The 18,785-nt window shown below is 59.9% G+C and carries 11 protein-coding genes and 1 pseudogene; 8 read left to right on the top strand and 4 right to left on the bottom strand.

What is annotated here, in order from left to right; genetic code table 11:
• Positions 1-14 precede the first annotated feature (14 nt).
• Entirely contained in the window at positions 15-1,949 is a 1,935-nt protein-coding gene (locus A2I95_RS02600; RefSeq protein WP_291727508.1) for a PrkA family serine protein kinase, read from the bottom strand.
• A 730-nt stretch (positions 1,950-2,679) separates the two neighbouring features.
• Here A2I95_RS02600 and A2I95_RS02595 point away from each other — a divergent pair.
• The 4 genes from A2I95_RS02595 to A2I95_RS02580 all read left to right on the top strand — a co-directional run bounded on the left by A2I95_RS02595 (position 2,680) and on the right by A2I95_RS02580 (position 10,045).
• Positions 2,680-5,205: an Ig-like domain-containing protein gene (locus tag A2I95_RS02595; protein ID WP_291727507.1), complete on the top strand. Its 2,526-nt coding sequence runs from the start codon at positions 2,680-2,682 to the stop codon at positions 5,203-5,205.
• A gap of 72 nt (positions 5,206-5,277) precedes the next feature.
• Positions 5,278-6,567 carry a TolC family protein gene (locus A2I95_RS02590; protein WP_291727505.1) on the top strand — a complete coding sequence of 430 codons (1,290 nt, stop codon included), beginning with the start codon at positions 5,278-5,280 and terminating at the stop codon, positions 6,565-6,567.
• Positions 6,564-8,870 (top strand): type I secretion system permease/ATPase, encoded by a 2,307-nt coding sequence (locus A2I95_RS02585; protein WP_291727503.1) that lies wholly within the window; start codon positions 6,564-6,566, stop codon positions 8,868-8,870. The genes A2I95_RS02590 and A2I95_RS02585 overlap by 4 nt, the downstream gene beginning before the upstream one ends.
• Positions 8,867-10,045, top strand: a complete 1,179-nt coding sequence (locus A2I95_RS02580; RefSeq protein WP_291727501.1) for an HlyD family type I secretion periplasmic adaptor subunit — start codon at positions 8,867-8,869, stop codon at positions 10,043-10,045. Before A2I95_RS02585 ends, A2I95_RS02580 begins: the two co-directional genes overlap by 4 nt.
• A gap of 69 nt (positions 10,046-10,114) precedes the next feature.
• On the opposite strand, the gene A2I95_RS02575 is transcribed toward A2I95_RS02580, so the two are convergent.
• Positions 10,115-10,828, bottom strand: a complete 714-nt coding sequence (locus A2I95_RS02575) for a trypsin-like serine protease (RefSeq protein WP_291727499.1) — start codon at positions 10,826-10,828, stop codon at positions 10,115-10,117.
• A gap of 542 nt (positions 10,829-11,370) precedes the next feature.
• Between A2I95_RS02575 and A2I95_RS02570 the strand changes: the two genes are divergently transcribed.
• From A2I95_RS02570 to A2I95_RS02555, 4 genes are all read left to right on the top strand, one after another.
• On the top strand, positions 11,371-13,704 hold the full coding sequence (locus A2I95_RS02570; protein ID WP_291727497.1) for a methyl-accepting chemotaxis protein: 2,334 nt from the start codon (positions 11,371-11,373) through the stop codon (positions 13,702-13,704).
• Between the two features lie 464 nt (positions 13,705-14,168).
• Positions 14,169-14,714 (top strand): response regulator, encoded by a 546-nt coding sequence (locus tag A2I95_RS02565; RefSeq protein ID WP_291727495.1) that lies wholly within the window; start codon positions 14,169-14,171, stop codon positions 14,712-14,714.
• A gap of 524 nt (positions 14,715-15,238) precedes the next feature.
• The gene (locus A2I95_RS02560; protein WP_291727493.1) at positions 15,239-15,733 is read left to right on the top strand and encodes a response regulator; all 495 of its coding nucleotides are present in this window, start codon (positions 15,239-15,241) and stop codon (positions 15,731-15,733) included.
• Positions 15,705-16,796 (top strand): ATP-binding protein, encoded by a 1,092-nt coding sequence (locus A2I95_RS02555; RefSeq protein WP_291727490.1) that lies wholly within the window; start codon positions 15,705-15,707, stop codon positions 16,794-16,796. The genes A2I95_RS02560 and A2I95_RS02555 overlap by 29 nt, the downstream gene beginning before the upstream one ends.
• A 321-nt stretch (positions 16,797-17,117) precedes the next feature.
• On the opposite strand, the gene tnpA is transcribed toward A2I95_RS02555, so the two are convergent.
• Complete coding sequence (gene tnpA / locus A2I95_RS02550; RefSeq protein WP_291727488.1) at positions 17,118-17,429, bottom strand: IS200/IS605 family transposase; 312 nt, start codon at positions 17,427-17,429, stop codon at positions 17,118-17,120.
• Positions 17,430-17,844: 415 nt separating this feature from the next.
• Positions 17,845-18,660, bottom strand: a pseudogene (locus A2I95_RS02545) (hypothetical protein); the annotation flags it as partial.
• Positions 18,661-18,785 lie beyond the last annotated feature (125 nt).

Here is an 18,785-nt window from a genome sequence, read left to right as displayed (position 1 = left end):
CACAGCGCTCCTCTTTAGCCCGCCTTGTTAACGCGCATGTACCATTCGACCAGACGCCGCACCTGGCGGTCGGTATAGCCATGGCCGCGCATACGCTCGACGAACTCCTGATGTTTGCCTTCGGTCTTGCTGTCCTTCTTGCTGCCGAAACTGATCACCGGAAGCAGTTCCTCGACCTGGCTGAACATGTGTTTTTCAATCACATCGCGCAGCTTCTCATAGGAGTTCCAGGCCGGGTTTCTGCCGGTGTTTGCGCGATGGCGCAGGGCAAATTTCACGACCTCGTTGCGGAAGTCCTTGGGATTGGCGATGCCAACCGGCTTTTCGATCTTTGATAGCTCCGCATCCAGCACTTCGCGGTTATAGAGCTGGCCGGTGTCGGGATCCTTGTAGTCCTGCTCTTCGATCCAGGCATCGGCATAGGAGATATAGCGGTCAAAGACGTTCTGGCCGTATTCGGTATAACTTTCGAGGTACGCCTTCTGGATCTCATTGCCGATAAACTCTTCATAGCGCGGCGCCAGCTCGGTCTTGATGAACTCAAGATACTTCTGCTCGGTCTCCTGCGGAAACTGCTCGCGCTTGATCATTTGCTCCAGCACATACATCAGATGCACCGGGTCCGCCGCCACCTCGTTGGTGTCGAAGTTGAAAGTGGTGGACAGCACCTTGAAGGCGAAGCGGGTTGAGATGCCATTCATCCCCTCGTCCACGCCGGCCCGGTCCTGGTATTCCTGCACCGTCTTGGCCTTGGGGTCGGTGTCTTTCAGGCTTTCGCCGTCATAGACCCGCATCTTGGAATAGAGGTTTGAATTCTCATGCGGTTTCAGGCGGGTCAGCACCGAGAAGCGGCTGAGGATCTTAAGCGTCTCCGGTGCGCAGGGCGCATCCCGCAACTCGCTGAACTCGATCAGTTTTTCATAAATCGACGATTCATCCGAGACCCGCAGGCAATAAGGTACCTTGATGATCGACACCCGGTCGATGAAGGCCTCGTTATTCTTGTTGTTCTTGAAGGACTGCCATTCGCTCTCGTTGGAGTGCGCCAGGATCAGGCCGTTGAAGGGGATCGCGCCAAAGCTTTCGGTGCCCATATAGTTGCCTTCCTGGGTCGCCGTCAGCAGCGGGTGCAGCATCTTGATCGGCGCCTTGAACATCTCAACGAATTCCAGAATCCCCTGGCTCGCGCGGTTCAAGCCGCCGGAGAAGCTGTAGGCATCCGGGTTGTCCTGGCTGAAATGCTCCAGCTGGCGGATATCAACCTTACCAACCAGAGTGGAGATGTCCTGATTGTTCTCATCACCCGGCTCAACTTTGGCCACACAGATGCGGCGCAGGCGCGACGGATACATGCGCACCACAGAGAACTTATTGATGTCGCCGTCGAATTCATCCAGCCGCTGCACTGCCCAGGGCGACATCAGCCCTGGCAGACGATGCTGAACAATTCCGTATTCATCTTCCAGGATCTTGCCCATGCGGACCGGGTCAAACAGGCCCAGCGGGCTTTCGAAGATCGGCGAGATCTGATCGCCGGCTTTCAGCACATAAATCGGCTGATCCTCGACCAGGCGTTTCAGCCGCTCCGCCAGCGAGGATTTGCCGCCGCCAACCGGGCCCAAAAGGTAAAGGATCTGCTTGCGCTCTTCCAGACCTTGTGCGGCGTGGCGGAAATAGCCGACGATCCGCTCGATCGTGTCTTCCATGCCGTAGAAGTCGTGGAAGGCGCGGTAGCGCTTGATCGTTCTGTTCTGAAAGATTGGCCCGAGCCGCGCGTCCTTGGACGTGTCTACCAGCTCCTCTTCGCCAATTGCCTTCAGCATCCTCTCGGCGACGTTCGCGTACAGGCTTGGATCGTCGCGGCAGGCGTTCAAATACTCCTGCAGCGGCATCTCCTGCTCGCGGGTTTCGCCGTACTGCTCTGCAAAAAGTTCGGCAATGTCTTTCATCTTGAATCAAGCCTCCTGGTTATCTGGCGCCGTTCCTCCTGGCGTGTCAGTTCGCGCACAGACAGACTACGCCCAGTACGTGGGCATGGGTGTCCGCGTCAGTGTTGAGTTCTGATTTCTGCTCGGCGCCGTTTCTGGCGTTATACGTCCGGCTGGCCGCTCTTTGCGGCGGCCTGCGCCCGGATACCAGGCTGGCGGCGTCGTGATACTTACTCTCGAGCTTACACCAATTACGAACTTCTTACTATCTGAAAGTGGTGTACTTTTAATTAATTGCCAGAAACTTTTGCAGGAAATTTTCATCACATCGCGGCGATCACTGGTGTTGCAACCGCCTTCTGCGCCGCGGCAAATCCGGGACGTCCCGCCGCGTATCCACTGCCGGCTGCAGGCACATAAGGAGCTTTGCCCTTCTGCTTCTCGCGTCCGGACAACAGGGTTAGCACTGCGCAACGCCAGGCAAGACGGCCAATTCCTCCGGTGCAGGCTCCCCGCGCGGCCACATCACGGCTGCGTGAAAAGCCTTAGAAATTCTGCGGCACTCAAGACACGGTTGCCGCCCAAATTGCTTGAAGCCCGCCCCTGAAGCACTGGACAGCACAATAAAAATCATCACAGTATGGCCTCAAAATGGCCGCAAAAGACGGTCGAAGGGCAAACGTACAGGCAACGGAACGACGCAGCACCTGCCAATTTGCGGCGGCGCAGCGCACAGATGAGTGGTATTACAATGAGCACGGTCGCATTTATTTCCCGCGATATGGCGGGCACTACACAGCATGGGAACTTTTCCGAAGGCACCCCGGCACGTATTGACGCCGCCCATGCCAAGGATATCTCGCTGAACCTCAGCCCTGCAGATGTCGAAAGCTATTCCCGCCAGGGCAGCAACCTGCACATCAGCCTGGCCAATGGCCAGGAACTGGTGATTGAGAACTATTACTCCTACGGCTCATCCGGCGGGAAGAACCTGTTCCTCAGCCAGGACGGCGAATTCACCGAAGTTGTCCTGGAAGACAAGTCCAGCGGCATGCTCTTTGCCACATATGAGCCGCTTGATCTGACCGGCAAGTGGAGCGCCTACGATGAGATGGTGTTCCTGGACGTTGACCGTATCGAGCCGGTGGTCGCACCACTGGCCGCGCCGTTGTTCGGCGGGCTGGGTGCGGCCGGAGCCGCGGCCGGCGTCGTCGGCGCGGCGGCAATTGTGGGTGGAGGCGGCGGTGACGGCGGAGGCGGCGGGACGAACGGCATTGTCCCGACAGTCGACGATCCTGATGCGACTTACCCTGTATCGGGTTCCACCACCGAACCGGTGATTATCACCGGCACCGGCGCACCGGGATCGGATGTGACCGTCACTGTCGGCACGTCCACAGCCACCACAACCGTCGATGACGACGGCAATTGGAGCGTCACCTTCCCGGTCGATGATCTGCCGGAAGACGGAAACTATGATACCACTGTGCATGTGGTTGACCCGAACGGGACCGAGTTCGACCTGGATGGTCCTGCTGTCGTAATCGACACGGTTGCCACCGTCGGCCTCGACGAGGGCCAGGCAGGCGGCGACGACATGATCAATGCCGCCGAAGCAGCCGATGGCGTGACCCTGACCGGTACTGCCGAGGCGGGCGCCACAGTGGAAGTCACTTTCCAAGGTGTAACCCGGACGGTTACCGCGACCGAAAGCGGGACTTGGAGCGCTGACTTCGCAGCTTCGGAAATCGCCTCCGGGGAATATGACTCGGAGGTCAGCGTCACCGCGACCGATACATTCGGCAATACTGACAGCGTCACCGGCACGATCCGCGTAGATACGACCACGGCCGTAGACATCGACAATGGCCAGGCGGGCGGAGATGACATTGTCAGCAATGCGGAAGCAACTGCTGGTCTGACATTGACCGGAACCGGCGAGGCCGGCGCAACCGTCAGCGTCACCGTTGAGGGCGTGACCCGCTCCGCAACCGTGGATGCAGACGGCAACTGGGCCGCAGAGTTCGAAGCAGGCTCCCTGCCTGCCGGCGAATACGACACCACTGTCAGCGTCACATCCACCGACGAAGCCGGCAACACGGCGACCGCCACGGCTGATCTCCATGTCGATACCGTGGTCGATCCACTCACCCTGAACTCCGGCAGCATTGAAGGCGACAATATCGTCAACGAGACCGAACGCAGCGACGGGGTGACCCTGACCGGCACGGTTGAGCCGGGCTCGACGGTTGTTGTGCAACTGGGTGATGCAACTGAAACCGCCACAGTTGATGCGGACGGCAATTGGAGCGTATCCTTTGCAGCCGCTGACATTGCCGAGGGCAGCTACGATGCAGCGGTTGTTGTGTCCGCCACAGACGCCGTGGGCAATACGTCGGAAATCACTGACACCCTGGCAATAGACACCGAAGTGGTGCCCTTCACCTCGGACAGCGTGACCGATGATGATGTGGTGAGCCTTGCGGAAAGTGCTGCGGGCCTCTCGATGTCCGGCACCGTCGAACCCGGATCGGCAGTACAAGTTACCATTCAGGGTGTAACCCGGAACGCGCTGGTGGATCCGGACGGCAACTGGACAGCCGAGTTTGAGGCCGGCGACCTGCGCGAAGGCACCTATGAGGCCACAGCCGAAATCACGGCCACGGACCCGGCAGGCAACACGCAGACCCTGACCGAGGGCTTCAGCGTCGACACCGAATACGATGCCCCTAACATTGGCGACGTGATCAGCACCGGCACCAGTGTCAGCGGCGTTTTCAGCGACGATTTCGAGGCCGGCGACACAATCCATGAGCTGACCAGCACTGGCAGTGTCTCAGATGTCAGCGGCACCGAAACCGACCTTGGCAACGGCCAGACCCTGTACGACTTCGATGCGGATGTGCCGGATGGCTCGCACCTTGTCGTGAACCGGGTGGATGACGCGGGCAACAGCTCTGGTACAATGGTGGTGCTCGAAGACGGTGCCGGCGCGGCTGTGCTGGATCATTCGGGCCTTTCGCAGTTCAACATCGACGAGCTGAACCTGGTTCATGCCGACGCCGTCGACCTGACCCTGACCGAAGCCGATATCAATGCGCTGTCAGGCAACTCCGACAAGCTCACCGTGCACGGCGAAGCTGACGACACGCTCACCATCACGGGGGCCACCGCTGCGGGCACCGAGACTGTCGATGGCGAGACCTACAATGTCTACACAATCGGCGATGACGGCACCACGCTGTCCGTGGATGAAGACGTTAACGTTGTGATCTGATCTATCGGCCCGGCGGTCATTGCCGCCGGGCCCAATCCAACAAAAGCCTAAAACAAAAGGGCATGTGGCAGGATGCAACCGGGACGCTTTTTTTGCGCCATCGCAGTGATGTGCAGCCTGTCGGCCTGCGCCCGGACGTTGCCGTCCGGCGGCGGAGAAAACGCGGAAACCACGCCGCGCAGCAATTTTGCACAATCGGGCGAGGCCTCATCTGAGGTGATCCACGATCTGATGGGGCGCCGGTCCCTGCTGGCGCAGGACAGCGCCTATGGGCAAGTGGCCGAGGCCGCAATTGCCGCCTCATCCCGCGCCGCCGAGGCAGAGCTGATCAGCGCCAAGCTGCGCGCCGAGGCGGCTTCCAAGAACTGGCTGCCAACCCTTGGCCCATCCGTCAGCCTGACTGATCTGGGGGATTTGGTGGCTGGCCTGCTGATTGAGCAGGTGCTGTTTGACAATGGCCGCCGCAAGGCCGAGCGCGCCTTTGCCGCTGCCGATGTCGAGGTGGCCGCTGTCAGCCTGTCCCAGGATATGAACAGCCGCGTCGAAACCGCTGTCGGGCTGTATGCGGCTGCTTTGCGCGGCGATGAAAAGGCCGCCTATGGCAACCGCGCCCTGCGCCGGATGCAGGAATTCCGCCGCATCGTTCAGGGCCGTGTCGACGGCGGCGTGTCGGACCGCGCCGACCTCAATGTGGTGGACAGCAAGATCAGCGGCATCCGCACCGCCACGGCCACCGCCCATGATGCCGCCGCAACCGCACGCGCCGAACTGCAGGCGATGACCGGCCAGACCTTTGCGCAAAAGCCCTCGCATCTGGGCATTGCCACGCCGCCGGAGCAGGTGCAGTTTCTGGCTGTGCTGAAGGCAAGCGCCGAAGCGGACCGCACCATCGCCCAGGCCAAATCCGGCCGCGCCGGGCTGCTGCCCCAGATCGCGGCCTCAGGCAATGTGACCTCCGACGGATCCGGTGCCGGGCTGACCCTGGGCGTTGGCCAGCCGCTGGGATTGGGCACACCCGCCGCCATTCAAGCGCTGGAAGCCACCAAGGAGGCCGCCACCCGCCAGATTGGCGAGACCGAAGAGATTGCCCGCCGCACCTACAGCCGCCAGATCCAGCAAATTGCATCCTACCAGCGCCAGGAGGGTGAGACCGCCGCGCTGGTGCGCCGCAGCCGCGAGACTTACGGCCTGTTTCAAAAACAGTTCGAAGCGGGCCAGCGCCCGGTGATGGAGGTGATCCAGGTTTATGAAGAGCTGGTGCGCCGTGAACAGGCCTATATCGACGCAAAGTATGAGGTTGTGCTGATCCAGCTGCAGCTGGCACGCGACCTGGGGCTGCTGGCCGATGGGGACAAGATTTGACCGACACAATACAACAGCCGCCCCGCCCCCTGCCCGCCTCCGGCAAAAAGCCGGTGCTGCGGGCGGTACCTGTCTCCGGGACCGGAACACCGCAGGCAATGCAGCCGGCCAACACGCCCGCCCCCGCGCCGGATGCCAAACCGCTGCCAAAAGCCCCGCCGCAGGACGCCCAGCCAGAAGTCGGCTCGCTGCTGGAGGGCGCCGCAACCCGCATTCAGCATCGCGCCAGTCTGATTGCCACCCTGGCCGCGCTGAAGGGCAGCGAAGTGCCGGTCAGCGACGTCGCCGCCTTCCTGTGGAGTGAAACACCCGGCGACCTGTCGCTGCACACGCTAGCCAAGGCGCTGCACACGACCGGGTTGCAGCCGAAGATCCTGGAAAAGCAAACCTTGAACCCGGCCCTCTGGCCCGCGCTTGCGGTCATGTCCGGCGGCCAATGCGTGCTGGTGCTGAGCCAGGTCGAAGAAACACTGACCATCTACGACACCTCTTGCGCAGACAACCGCACAGAAGTGCCGCTGGCAGACTTCAGCCCCTATTTCACCGGCACCGTTCTGTCGGCCCGCCCCTCGCTCAAGCAGATGGCGGCAAAACACACGCCGCAGATCGACCCCGGCCACTGGTTCTGGAGCGAATTCCCAAAATACCGCCGCCAGGTCGGCGAGATCATGCTGGGCTCGCTGGTCGCCAATATCCTGGCGGTTTCGGTCGCACTGTTCTCGCTGCAGGTCTACGACCGGGTGGTGCCGCACCAATCGCAAGCCACCCTATGGGTGCTGGCGGTCGGTGCCTTTCTGGCAATTGCGCTGGAGGCGATGCTGAAGCTGGCCCGCGCGCGGCTGACCGATGCCGCCGGCCGCCAGATCGAGCTGTCGGTGCAACACAACTTGATGCGCCGCCTGATCGGCATGCGCTCTGACAAGAAACCACTGCCGCCGTCCGGCCTGTTCGCTGCAATGCGCGATTTCGGTTCGGTGCGGGAGTTCTTCACCTCATCCACAATCTCCACCCTGGCCGATATCCCGTTCATAGCAGTCTTCCTGCTGCTGGTTGCCTCAATCGCCGGGCCGGTCGTCTGGGTGATTGTCGCCGGCGGCATCCTGATGCTGCTGCCTGCCTATTTCATGCAGAAGAAGATGATCGCCCTGACCCGCCAGACCCAAGGCGCCAACGCCAAGGCCGGGCGGCTGCTGCATGAGGTGGTCACCGAACTCGACACCGTAAAAACCCAGCGCGGCGAAGAACGGGTACTGCGGCTGTGGGATGAGCTGAACACGCTGTCCTCGCATTCCGCGACCGAGCAGCGCAAACTGTCCAGCGCCCTTACGTACTGGTCGCAAGGGGTGCAGCAGGCGACCTATATCACCGCTGTGGTTCTGGGCACGCTTTTGGTGTTTGCGGGCGAATTCACCGTCGGCACCATCATCGCCACCGGCATCCTGACCAGCCGCACCCTGGCGCCGCTGACGCAGTTTGCGGCCACGCTGGCACGCTGGAGCAACGTCAAGGCAGCGCTGGAAGGGCTGGACGCCATTGCCCAGGCGCCGCAGGAGAAAGAGAAGGAACGCACCTACCTGCGCCGTCAGAAAATCGAAGGCCGGTTCGACCTGCGCGAGATCCTGTTCCGCTATGAGGACGACGCCGCACCGACGCTGGATGTGCAGGCCGTGGCAGTCACCCCAGGTCAGCGGGTTGCAGTGCTGGGCGTCAATGGCTCGGGCAAATCCACCCTGCTTAAGCTGTTGTCGGGGCTTTATGCCCCCGATCACGGCCGGATCCTGCTGGATGGCACCGATATGGCGCAAATCGACCCGCGCGACCTGCGGGCGAACATTGGATATCTCAGCCAGGACGTGCGCCTGTTTGCCGGCACCCTGCGCGACAACCTGAACCTTAACCAGCTGGAGCGCGATGACGACCGGCTGATGGAAGCACTGGAATTTGCCGGCCTCGGCGCCCATGTGCGCAACCACCACAAGGGTCTGGATCTGGAAATCAGCGATGGCGGCCATGGCCTTTCCATCGGCCAGCGCCAGTCCATCGGCTGGGCACGGCTGTGGTTGCAGGATCCTTCGGTGGTGCTGCTGGACGAGCCTACCGCAGCCCTGGACCAAACACTGGAGCGCACCCTGGTCAGCCGTCTGGAGAGCTGGCTGGAAGGCCGCACCGCAGTGGTCGCAACCCACCGGATGCCGATCCTGTCGCTGACCAACCGCACCCTGATCCTGCAATCGGGCCGGATGGTTGTGGACGGGCCGCGAGATCAGGTCCTGGCCCATCTGGCCGCCGGGGAAGGCAAATGACCATGTCCCTGCACGACCCATACGGCACCGCAGAGACTCCGCGCAGCGCCAGCCGCATCATCTATTTGGTGCTTGCTGCCCTTCTGACCTTCCTGATCTGGGCCGCGTTTGCCTCGATTGACGAAATTGTCCGCGGCGAGGGCCAAGTGGTTTCTTCGTCCCGCGCCCAGATCGTGCAGAACCTCGAAGGCGGCATCCTGGCTGAACTTCAGGTGCGCCAGGGCGACATCGTCACCGCAGGCCAGGTGCTGGCCAAGCTGCAGGATACCAAATTCCGCGCCGCAGCCGATGAGCTGCAAAACCAGATCGATGCGCTGGAGATCAAACGCCACCGGCTGGAAGCGCAGATGAAAGGCGCCTTTGAATTCACGGTGCCGGAGATGCTGGCGCAGCGCTCACCCGGCATCCTGTCCTCTGAACGCGGACTGCTGACTGCCCGCCAGACCGATTTCACCAGCCGCCGTGACAGCGCCAAACAGATCCTGGACCAGCAAAATGCCGAGCTGGCCAATATGGAGCGGCTCTACAAGCAGAAGATCGTGGCCTTGATCGAGGTGAACAAGGCCCGCAAACTGTCCACCGATGCCCGCGCCAAATACAACGAGATCGGCACCCAGGCAGAGTTGGAACAGGCCGAGGAGTACTCCCGGACCTTGCGCGAGCTGACCACCCTGCGCCAGGAGCAGCGTCTGGCGGTGGATCAGCTGAACCGCACCATCATCACCTCGCCGATGGCCGGTATCGTCAACAGCCTGTCCGTCACCACGATCGGCGGCGTGATCCGTCCCGGCGAAGAGATACTTGAGATCATCCCCCTGGGCGAAGAACTGTTTGTCGAAGCCCGCATCAAGCCTGAGAACATCGCCAGTGTCCAACCCGGTCAGGACGCCACGATCAAGCTTTCGGCCTACGATTACACCATCTACGGCTCCCTGCGCGGCAAGGTGGATTTCGTTTCCGCCGACACTTTCGAGGACGAGCGCAATCCGCGCGCCGAGCCTTATTACCGGGTGACGGTCCGGGTCGACAAATCCGGTTTTACCGAACGCCAGCAAACCATCGAGATCCGCCCGGGGATGCGGGCAACCGCAGAGCTGCAGACCGGCGCCAAAACCGTGCTGCAATATCTCCTGAAACCGCTTTACAAGTCCCGCGAAGCCCTGCGCGAGCCTTGATGCCAAGGAAAACGCCTGCCCCCGGTTCCGGCGGCAGGCAGAAAGCTGTGCTTTATACGGCTGGGTCCCTCAGCCTGCCCGCCGCATCAGATCCCGGAGCGTCGAATCCAGCGCCGTTCCAATCGACACCCGGCGGTTGCCCATCGCTGCCTTGGCCGAGATGACCGAAACCAGCCGCGGCGGCAATCCTGGGCGCATTTCCAGCACCGGCGAGCCTGAAGCACCGAAATCCACCAGGCAGGACATCACCAAGGTCCGGCTCTGCCGCGCCAGGACGCTGCAGGACCGCTCCAGACTGGGCCGGGTCGCATGCCTGCGGGTGTAGGACAGAACCCCCAGGATATCCCCCCGCGCTGCGCCGCTGGACATTGTCAGCGGTTGAACCTGGCTGCGGCTGATCGGCCGGTCAAGTTTCAGCACCGCCAGATCGCTGCCGATCTGATGGGTGCCTGCAGGCCGGTAACGGTACTGCGGGTGCATCACCGCTTTCACCACTTGCCGCAGGGCCACGGCCTGCCGCCCGGACAGGCCCGCTTCGAACCTGATGGTGGACGGGTCGACCCGCGCCCCCGTCCTGGGATCGAACAGGCAATGCGCCGCCGTCAGCACCAAATCTGGTGCGACAAGCGCCCCGGTGCACATGTTCTTGTTGGAGATGTTCAGCCGTCCAACGGCCTCCCACCCTTCCATTGACCTGACGTTCGACCGCGAATCATCCGCAGCCACGCCATCGGGCATGCCCAATGACAGGCACGCCGCAATCGCAGCAATAAGAAGTCTCATTATCCACTCCAGCTTCCCACAGACGCATCGTTATTCAGGCGTGCGGCTGGAATGAGGCCCAATGTTGCCAGGCTGAGACGGATTCATGGACAGAATGTGGCAGCGTTAACAATTCCCTAACCCCCCGGTTATTGATGCTTAACCATGGCAAAAAAGCCCCCCGCAGCGCCAGAGAAAGTGAACAATTCGTTAATATTTTTTCCAAACCATCAACAAACAAGGAGAATTCCGCAGCCGTTCACCGGCCTGAGACCACTCGATCCGGGCTATCCCCCCCGAATCGAGGCTCTCAATCTTCGGATACGTTAACGATTTCCGCGCTTTCGAAGCAGAACCGTGCACCGGGCACATCAGCTCGCTGGCTGCGATGCTGCCCAAATGGTTAACGTTCTTTATCCGGAACCGATGCTGCCCGCCCAGCTCATTCCTGGAAAAATCAGGTGTCTTAACGGATCAAAAATCTATCTGGCGTTGTATGGGATCAAATTTCAATTCCTGCATCCACCGCCCGGCGGATGCGTCCCGGAGGTCGCAAGTTAGAAATGTTCCGTTCTTTGAAACTGGCCCACAAGCTGCCGATGCTTGTCATCGGTTCCGCACTCACTCTGACAGTTGTCCTGATTGCTTTCAGCAGCAGTTACTTCCGGCGCAGTGTTGTTCACGATGCCGAAATATTCATGCAATCGATGATACAGGATCGCGAGGCGGCGTTGCAGTCTTATCTCGCGTCCATCGAATCCGCGATCCTGACAATTTCTTCAGTCCCATCAACCGCCAAAGCAATGAAAGACCTCGCAGTGACCTGGGGCACACGTGAAGGCTCCGGGCAAGATGCGGTTCAGAATCTTTCAATGTTTGCCTCCGCCGCTTCGCCGTATGATGTTCACTTCGAACGCAACCACCCTGCCTTCAAAAAGATGATGGAGCGGCTTGGGTTCTACGACATTTTCCTGATCAGCCCGCCGGGCGACGTGATCTTTTCTGTTACCAAGGAAGCCGATTACACGACGAACATGACTGCCGGCCCCTTCAAGGAGTCTGGTCTTGCCCATGCTTTCCAACTGGCTGCGGCTGGTGAGAAAGACACTGTCTATTTTTCCGACATCGCATCTTATGAGCCCAGTGCCGGTGCTCCCGCAGCATTTGCCGCCACCCGTATCGTGGACAGCGGCGGGCGCTACATCGGTGTCTTTGCGCTGCAGGTCGCAATTGACGGCATCGCCGGAATCACCTCCAGCTACACCGGGGAGCTGAACACGCTGGACGTTTACCTTACTGGGCAAAATCTCAAGGCCCGGACTCCGTCCCGGCTGGAAGACGGGCATGCCCTGCTGGAGGAATTGCCGCCTCTGCCCCATATACAAGGTGCCTTTGCCGCAGCGCCCGTGCCGGCCGGAGACGAAGAACCCAGAGCTGCTGGAACATTTTACCCTTCAATTGCCCGGGCCGATGGCCGGAAAATTGCCGCCGTTTCAATGCCGGTGGCCTTCCGCAACCTCCAGTGGGCGCTGGTCGCGGAACTTGACCGGGCGGAAATACTGGCCCCGGCCGTAACGCAACGGCGGATGATGATCCTTATCTCCCTCACCTGTGCAGCGTTGGTTTCATTGGCGGGCTGGCTGTTTGCGCGTTCGGTCACCAAGCCGATCGACCGTATTTGCACAGATATGGAAGCGGTTTCGTCAGGAAACCTGGAGATCGATGTCGAAGCAGCCCACCGGTCCGATGAGATCGGCAAAATCGGCAAAACGCTTGTCTCGATGCAATCAGACCTGAAACAGGCCCGCAGTGCCGAGGAGCATCGCAACAAGCTGCAGCGGGATCAGCAAACGGTGGTCGAAAGCCTCAGCGCCGGGCTGGTCAGGCTGTCGGCCGGTGATTTTTCCCAGCCGATCACCGAAACATTCCCCCAGGATCACGAGCAACTGCGCTTTGATTTCAATCTGACGCTCGAAACCCTGAACGAGACCGTGCAGAAGGTTGTCGAAGCTTCTGCCAGTATCCGAAACGGCGCTGCCGAGATCAGTCAAGCATCTGATGATCTGTCGCACCGCACCGAAAGCCAGGCAGCAACGCTGGAACAGACGGCCGCAGCCCTGGATGAGCTGACTGCTTCGGTGAAATCCGCCGCAGACGGCGCCCGCAGCGTCGAGGCCACCATGGACGAAGCGCGTTCGGAAGCTGAGACCAGCGACGCCGTTGTCCGGAATGCCGTTTCCGCAATGACCGGGATCGAGCAGAGTTCGAACCACATTTCGCAGATCATTTCTGTCATTGACGATATCGCCTTCCAGACCAACTTGCTGGCCTTGAATGCAGGCGTCGAGGCCGCGCGGGCAGGCGAAGCCGGCAAGGGGTTTGCCGTAGTCGCCTCTGAAGTGCGCGCGCTGGCGCAGCGGTCTTCGGACGCGGCAATGGAGATCAAAACGCTGATCGGCGACAGTTCCAAACAGGTGGAGCGCGGGGTCGATCTGGTCGGCAAGGCCGGCGAGGCGCTGCAAAGGATCGTGTCGCGGGTTGCTCATATCACAGAGCTTGTCTCCGGAATTGCCGAAGGGGCTGCGGAGCAGTCGACAGGCCTGCATGAGATCAACACCGGTGTTACTCAGCTGGATCAGGTGACCCAGCAGAACGCGGCAATGGTGGAACAGGCAACCGCCGCTGGGCACATGCTGAACAGCGATGCCGGCAAACTGGCAGAACTTGTGGCGCATTTCACGATCAAAGGCCAATCGCAGACTGCGCAGAGCATTCAAATGCCTGCCGGGAGCAGCACGCCCGCGGACAACTCAGCGGCGGATACGTTCACAACAGATCAGTCCTTCGCCTCTGCATCAACAGGAACGGACGGTATCGCCAAATGGGAGAACTTTTGACCCCAGCCGCAAGAACTGTGTCTCTTGATGGCCCGAAAATGCCTGTTTCTGTGTTCCGCGTCTCTCTAAAAGAGCCTGCCACCGCTCTCCGTACCGCAAGGGGCTGACGCCGCCGCTTTGTCCGCCGTAAACGATGCTGAGCGGCATGCCCGGCCCCAGATTCTACTGTTTTCTGCTGCGGATTGGGTCCGCAAGCGCAAAATACCTGCAAAACAGCTTTGAATTTTGGCCTGTCAAAATGGGTGCGGCTGCCTTTGCGGCGGCAGCTCTGCCCAAAATACAGAGCATCTTCCTCATTCCTGCAGGGCGGCAGCATTGGTACCGGACCAATCCCCCCGCCTCGCAAAGACGTCCCAAAATGGAGGAGCCACAGCGCAATTCAGCGCAAAAGCCGACGCTCTATCCGTGGCCTCGGCTTTCTTAAGTCAAATTCGTCAGGATAATTAACCTATGCGATAGCCGCTATGTGGCACGCTATTCTTATACGGGTAGCTCCGGACACTCACATCCTCGGGCAAAATGTGTTTCACAATGGGAACAGAATGAGAAATGCTAACCTTTCGGACATGACTGCCCCGCCGGCTCTGCAGCCGGTCATACTCAACATCCTGTCTGTGGACGATGACGAAATCGACAGGCTTCGCCTGAACAAACTGTGCCGCAAAGCCGGAATGAAGGCCGAGTTCTTTGAGGCTGCCAACCTGGAAGAAATGCGCCAGCAGCTGGAGATCGAGCAATTTGATCTGGTGTTTCTGGATCATAACCTTGGCATGGATACCGGGCTTGACGCACTCAAAATTCTCTTGACGCATGAAGAACAAGTCCAGGCCGTGCCGATCATGCTGACAAGCATGACCAACTATCAAATTGCCGTTGAAGCCATGCGCCGCGGCTGCGCCGACTACATCGTCAAGGAAGAGCTGTCCGCCGACACGCTGATCAAATCCATTGCCTCCGCGATTGAACGGCGTGCGCTTTATGGCCAGCTCAGCAGTGCGCGCGCATCTTAAAACGAGCTGCGGCGGATCTTCAAGCGCTTCATTGTCGGCTGCGGGCCTGACCTTCGGCTGCTGCTGAGCCGCACGCTTGCCGGTGTTCGAATGGTCAAGACACAAGCCCGGCAGGATGACACCGTGCCATCCGCCATTTTATCCGACGTCTCACTAGCTTGAGCGAAGCTGCAAAGATCTGGTTGTATTTATGGATGATTTGGAAAGCGTCATCTCAGACACGCGGGAAATTACTGCAAAAGCGAATCCCAGCATGATCCAGTAAAATCCTGCTTTGCACCTCCGGTGCAGAAGACCCTTAGACATGTCCAAGGGGTCCATGAAACTGAAGGCCGAAATTGTGTTCACTGTCTTTTGTGCCAAGTGGGGCAATCACCTGCGGCATCCCCTTGCAGACTGCCCCGCTCCGAGACGCCGGCTACAGAAACAGGCTGCGGTAATGCCGGGCCTCAACCAGGACATCCCAAAGGGACCCGCTGCAAGATGAAGTGGCCGCAGAAAGCGCTAATGAAGGATATGGCAGCATGATTTCCAGTTCCCAAACCGCCGACCGCCCGGCCCTGAACATCATCCTTGTCGAAGATGATGACGGTGATGCAAAAGCCCTGCACCGTGCGTTCGACCGAGCCCGGATTGCCAACCCGATCAAACGGTTCGTGGACGGTGTAGAGGCCCTGGCCTTCCTGCGCGGTGAAATGAACCAGGTGCCGCCACCCAACTTCGTCGTGCTGAGCGATATCAATATGCCCCGCAAGAACGGGATTGAGCTGTTAAGGGAAATCCGCGCTGACCCGGTGCTGCACAAGGTTCTTTTTATTGTGCTGACAACCTCTGCCGATGAGCGGGACATTTCTGCTGCCTACGCCAATAATGTCGCCGGGTACATTCTCAAATCCAAGGCAGGCGACATGTTTGTCGACTTGATGGCAACCCTCGACAATTACTGGCGGATTGTAGAACTGCCCGATATCCACATCAGAAAGGTGTCCGATGACGGTCCTCAACATCCTAGTCATTGATGATGACGCCGGAGACCGGAAGCTTGCGCGCAGGCTGCTGCAGCATCTCTATCCGGATGCCAATGTGATTGAGGCCGACTGCGGAGAGGATGCCCTGTCTCACTCCGGTCTTCCCGTGGAAGTGATCCTGCTGGACTATCTCCTGCCGGATGGCACCGGGCTCGACCTGATTGCGCAGCTGACCGAAACCTGGCCGCGGGCGGTTTTGTTCATGACGACCGGTCAGGGAGACGAAGAAATCGCCAAAAGTGTCATTTTGGCCGGCGCCAGCGACTACATTCCTAAATCTGCGATCACTTCCGAAGCCCTGATGCGGATGATCACGAACGGGCAGAAAGTCGCAGACATGCGTTGGCGGATCCAGGAACAGCAGAACGAGCTGCGCCTTTTCTCCGATGTGCTGGTCCATGACATGCGGGCGCCAATCCGGGCCATCAAGTTTCTCAGCGACCAAATACACGAGGATTACCAGAACGGCGATCTTGAGGAGATGGCCCGGCAATTCGAATTGATGAAAAAATCGGTGCGCAAAACATCTGAACTGATCGAAGGGCCGGCCTCCCATATCAACCCGCACAGCAATGGCAAACCTGCCTATGTGACCGTCGACAGCCTCTTTGACAGCTTACGGGCAATCTTGGCGCAGGATCTTGCGGAATCCGGCGCCCGGATAACATGGCACTCCAACAGGCTGGCTGGCTTGTGCTTCCCGCCGGACATCGTGCAATTGCTGCAAAACCTGATTGGTAATGCGATCAAATACAGCGGCGGCAAAACCGCTGAGATTTCCGTAACGGCGGAACGCGCCGGGTCCGGATTGATGATATCCGTTGCGGACAACGGTATCGGCGTTCCAGCGCAATACCGGGAAAAGATTTTTGAACCCTTCAAGCGGCTGCAGCGTGGCAGTGATCAACCAGGCAGCGGTTTGGGCCTGGCGACCTGCGCCAAGATCGCCAAGCGTCACAACGGAACGATCTGGTGCGACCCGGAGGCGGACACGGGCACTACGATCGGCTTCACAATCGACCTTGAGGCCGGGCTGGCACAGGAAACGGCTTGATAGCAGTACTCCTCCCTCCCGCAGCAGGCAGCCCTGTAACAGTTAAGGCAGACCGTGGCTGCATTCCGCTCCATACCTGCTGAGTAGAAAGAACTTCCAGAGATCCTTCCCCCGGAGTCTTCAACGCGGATAGCAGCCATGCGGTTTCCTGTCCCGTGTTCTAATAACAAACTGAAACCTCGATGCAATCCGGCCACCCCAAGGAAACCGGCACATGACCAGAATGGTGATCGGCCTTGCAGGCATCCCGCTTCCGGTTATGCTGTTTCGGCGTTGGCCATCCCCGCCGCAACGGCCGGCAGTGGCCCAAATACTGAGCGACTACCGGCAGCCCCAGTAGCGTCTGCGGATCGCCGGAAATTCCCGCTGCGCCCGGTAAGACGAACGGCCCTTCATCTTGCGCACCAGATCCGAAATGGCCAACTTGGGCGGCACCGGGACGAACATATGCACGTGGCCGCCCGACAGCACCCCGCGCAAGAGGCTGACACCGTTCTCAGTACAGACCTGGCGGCAAATGTCGCGCACCCGCAGACGCAACGCCCCGCGCAGCACCTTGCAGCGGTATTTGGCGGACCGCACGATGTGATAGCGGTGGCAGAAAACGCAGTGTTTGCCGGTATCATATTGCATGGCCTTACCGGATTCCCTCACGCTAAAGCGGTTCCGGCTGGAAGCCGGAGGGTTTGCTTCAGAAAGTGGATACTAAAACAGTGGCATAGAGGCTGCATTGACTGCCGCAGCCTCATTGGAACCGCCAGTCATCTCTCGGATGAGCAGGTCCGGGATGAACGGCAAAGAACAAGAGCGCGGGGAAAGTGCAGAGGCATAATGCCGGCCAGCTCTAGCCCTGCCAACAGTCCCGCCAGCCCGCAGCGCACCGGCCAGCGAGGCGAGGCTGGTCGCGCCGCTTGTGCGGTATGCAGATCTGCAGCCGCATCCCCCAACCGCATGCGCCCCTGCGTCACGCCACAGGTCTTTTCTGCCTGGATCAGCGGCGGTACCGAATGGCAGACTGAGGCGTAGCGGAACGGCTGTGCAGCAAAGGCTATGCCCCATAGGTGTTCAGTACCGGCATCTGGTGGATCGGATTCAGGGTGAATCGATCTGACTCAGAAGCCCATATCTTGCAGATGTATTCGCAGGGCGTGAGACGCGTTCAGCGTCTTGAGACTGCGGCCGAAGTCGCAGGCTGCCATGAAACCGGCAAGGTGTGTTCGCAACGGGTCGAGGTTGCCGTAGTGGAAACGTTTGACGGTCGCCTCCTTGATCGTTCGGTTCATCCGCTCGACCTGGCCGCCGCTCGGGCAAACAGTCCCCCGGACTGTTTGCCTTTCCTCGCAGCTCCATGGGTGGTTTGGCTTGGTCAGCCGTTGCTCGATCTCATTGGCCTCGCAGATCATGCCGACGCGCATCTGCCGCGAATATGCTGTGTTCCGGTTGCGGGGCTGCTCGGCGAACTGGATGCCGCCCGCCATTGGGCTTGAACCAATGGCGCCATCAATGGCGCGCTCGGTCAGGATCGTATGTATCCGGTAGGGAACGGCCTTGAGCAGATGTTCGAGGAACTCCCAGGCTGTTTTGCGATCTGCCTTGGCCACGAGTCGTGGTGACAGCGAACTTGCCGGTCCGGTCAATGCCCGCGAAGAGATAAAGCTTGCCCTCCACCGTCTGAATCTCGGCGATGTCGATATGAAAGAAGCCCCCTCTCATGCATGTGAACATGCACTGCCGGGCTGTGGATGGGGTAGCGCTTAAACCGCTGCCGCTTTGGCTTGTCACCCTCGACATCCGGCAAGCGCCAGATGCCATGCCGCTGAAGACACCGATGGAGCGCCGGCCGCGTCAGATGCGGAAACGACGGGAGTGTCATGAACTCTGTGTATCTGACCCGGCCCATGCAGGTTTCAGATACGATCACGCATTGAAGCGCTCCTCGAACATGATAGCGAATTGATTTCGGGCGGCAAACCATTCCCGGACATTCCT

It is taken from the genome of Leisingera sp. F5 (assembly GCF_001593695.1).
The sequence above is the reverse complement of the archived record's forward strand: the minus strand, read 5'-3'. Positions and strand labels throughout refer to the sequence as shown.